Raw genomic sequence first — 2,505 nt, 5'->3', positions numbered from 1 at the left:
CCTGGCCCGCTTTAAGCAGGTGCAGACGCTGTTGCGTCAGTGGCGGCTGCGTGCGATCGCCTACGCTCGCCCCGGTTATGAGGAGGCCGTCCAGGACGCCCTTCAGGAGCGTACCGAGATGTTCACTCGCTACACCCCACCCGAGTGGGAAGGCCGGGTGTGAGCTACAAGTTCGATGGTTTCCACGGACGTGCTCTATATGAGCTGAACGGTCTTCCTCAGGAGATCCGCGACGGCCCTCTCCTGGAGCGGCTCATCGAACTCCTCCGCGACCCATGGGATGCGGTTGCAGAGCGTCCCGGGCAGTCCGCGGTGAGACATGCCTTTTTCGGGGATAACAGCCAGGGGATGCTGACGTTTCTCCTTGATGAGGAAACGCAGTCCCTGCGTGTCATCGACATCCTCTGGGCCGGCTGACCTGCTCTTCGGCGACCGGGCCGACGAGAGCTTCCACCTGCTACGTCGCTTCCACGAGCGGCGAGGACTTCGCGCCATGGCTTGCCCTCGGGGCGTCGTCCTCTGGCCAGCACCTGTTCGGCCCGGCTGTGCATCTGCCGCCGCCCCTCGGGTCCCGTGCTGAATCACAGGCGGAGATCCACCACCGGTGAACGAACGCGTTCAGTGGCGCAAGGTCGAGGCTGCCCCGCACTTCGTCGAGAACCGCCTTCAGCCCGCCGTCGAAGGCCTCGCGGTCTTTGGATATGACCAGTGCACGCTCGCAGGTTCTTGTCCAGCAACGGCGCCTGACTTGGCACGAAGCCGTGTGGCTGCACAGTCACGCCTGCTTCCTTCCCCGCGTACAGAGCGTACAGAGCCGGGACGATCCCCTCGATGGAAATCCGCTCAGGGGCTGGCAGGGCGTCGGACGACGTGAGCGAGATCCGCAGCCGGGCCCGAAACCGGTGGAGGAGCGGGCCGGTCAGACGGAAGCCCGGCGGCCTCACAGACGCCGATATGTCGTTGCGGAGCTTCTCCCTCCTCGGTCTTCGCTCCAGTTGGCGGCGCCTATCCAGCGTGGTCACGCCTGCGGCGTCACCCTGTTCCGGCGGCTGACTATGCGCCGGCTTAGCCCGTCGCCGCAACCCGGGTTCTCGCCCGCGTTTCACCGCGGCCGCGGTGGGCGAGTGGCGGGATTTCAAGATTTTTTGCTGCGCAAAACATCTTGAAATCCCGCCACCACCCGGGTTGCAGCTCCGGTCACGCCGTCGCGACGTCCGCTCCTCGCCGGAACGGGGACGCCGCCGCAGGGCGGCTCCCCCCGGCCCAGACACCAGGCCCCGCCCGGGGGCCGCCGATGAGGGGGAGGACCCGTGCTCGACATCCACATCAGCTTGACCGGTAGGATCGCGTACGATCCGCGCTTTTTCGCCTCCGATCACGAGGCGCCGGCCATGTGGTCGGCGGTGCTGGAGGTCAACGGGCCGCCGACCCCGCGCCGGGGCGGCTCGACCTACGTGCCCACGCGTCAGGTGGAGGTCGTCGTCTACGGGGTCGCCGCGATCCGCGCGCATGAGTCCTACCGCAAGGGCCACCTGGTCATGGCCCGGGGTTGTGACCTGATTCCCCGCACTTACGAGACCAAGAACCGCGAGGGCAAGCCGGTCGTGCGGGCGGCGGTCAAGGTGATCGTCACCGATCTGGGGCTGGCCACCCGCTACAGCCCGGTGCGGGAGGAGTCCGCCGCATGGCCGGTCGCCGCCGCGCCCCGGCGTCTGGCCCAGGGCGACTCCGCGGCCGTGGACGGGCCGGCCGCCCCGCTGGCCGCCTGACCTGATCTGTTGCGGGCGGTCCTGCACCGAGGCCGCCCGCACTCTCGTCATGAGTACGGACGCCGTCGCGCCGCGGCGTGCCGAGACGGCACGCCATCGGCCCTTCTCCTCCTGTTCCTGTCCCGCTACACAAACAAGGAGCTCGTATGCCTGCAACAGCCGACTGGGAGAACGGTCTGCGCGAGGCCAGCAATGTTCGCCTCGCCCGGATCCCCCTGCACCTGCTCGATCATCACCCCGGGAACGTCCGGGCCGACTACGCGCTGGACGAGGCGTTCTGCCGATCGCTGGCCGCCGAGCAGCAGGTCGCCGTCCACGTCGTTCCGATCCCCGACGACCACCCGCGAGGTGAGAGGGAGGAGGGTTACCGGTTCTGGGTGACCAAGGGCAACCGGCGCCTGGCCGCAGAGCGCGGAAACGGCGGCGTTTCCCATGGCGACCGCCGCGCTGCGGCTGGCGTTCCCCCACGGCGTCCATCGTCGGCTGCCCGCGTTCGAGAAGCTGACCGAACTCCAGCGGCGGACCGTACACGCCCTGGCCGAACTCAATGCGGCGACCTGGTGCTGGGCCGACTTCCTCGGGATCATGCGGGGCTGGAACCTGCCGGCGACGCGCACGGATTGCCGCGCCTATGTCGGCCTCGACCCGGAGGGATGAGCGTTGTTCGCCGAATGGGGCCCGGCCAAGGTGGCCCAAAAGCCCCCACGGGATGATCTTTAAATCCTGAGCGTCGGTC

At 68.3% G+C, this 2,505-nt stretch carries 5 protein-coding genes; 3 read left to right on the top strand and 2 right to left on the bottom strand.

Annotation, left to right across the window (positions count from 1 at the left end; translation table 11 throughout):
• Positions 1–159 precede the first annotated feature (159 nt).
• Positions 160–417 carry a hypothetical protein gene (locus tag AAH991_RS39930; RefSeq protein WP_346231158.1) on the top strand — a complete coding sequence of 86 codons (258 nt, stop codon included), beginning with the start codon at positions 160–162 and terminating at the stop codon, positions 415–417.
• Positions 418–457: 40 nt separating this feature from the next.
• Here AAH991_RS39930 and AAH991_RS39925 read toward each other — a convergent pair whose 3' ends face one another.
• Positions 458–670 (bottom strand): DUF6247 family protein, encoded by a 213-nt coding sequence (locus AAH991_RS39925; RefSeq protein WP_346231159.1) that lies wholly within the window; start codon positions 668–670, stop codon positions 458–460.
• Positions 671–1,310: 640 nt separating this feature from the next.
• Here AAH991_RS39925 and AAH991_RS39920 point away from each other — a divergent pair.
• Complete coding sequence (locus AAH991_RS39920; protein WP_346231157.1) at positions 1,311–1,769, top strand: single-stranded DNA-binding protein; 459 nt, start codon at positions 1,311–1,313, stop codon at positions 1,767–1,769.
• Between the two features lie 125 nt (positions 1,770–1,894).
• Here AAH991_RS39920 and AAH991_RS39915 read toward each other — a convergent pair whose 3' ends face one another.
• The gene (locus AAH991_RS39915) at positions 1,895–2,086 is read right to left on the bottom strand and encodes a hypothetical protein (RefSeq protein WP_346231156.1); all 192 of its coding nucleotides are present in this window, start codon (positions 2,084–2,086) and stop codon (positions 1,895–1,897) included.
• Between the two features lie 115 nt (positions 2,087–2,201).
• Between AAH991_RS39915 and AAH991_RS39910 the strand changes: the two genes are divergently transcribed.
• Positions 2,202–2,426 (top strand): hypothetical protein, encoded by a 225-nt coding sequence (locus AAH991_RS39910; protein ID WP_346231155.1) that lies wholly within the window; start codon positions 2,202–2,204, stop codon positions 2,424–2,426.
• Positions 2,427–2,505: the final 79 nt, after the last annotated feature.

The sequence above is a fragment of the Microbispora sp. ZYX-F-249 genome (assembly GCF_039649665.1).
GTDB lineage: Bacteria > Actinomycetota > Actinomycetes > Streptosporangiales > Streptosporangiaceae > Microbispora > Microbispora maris.
This window is presented reverse-complemented; position numbering and strand designations above follow the sequence as displayed.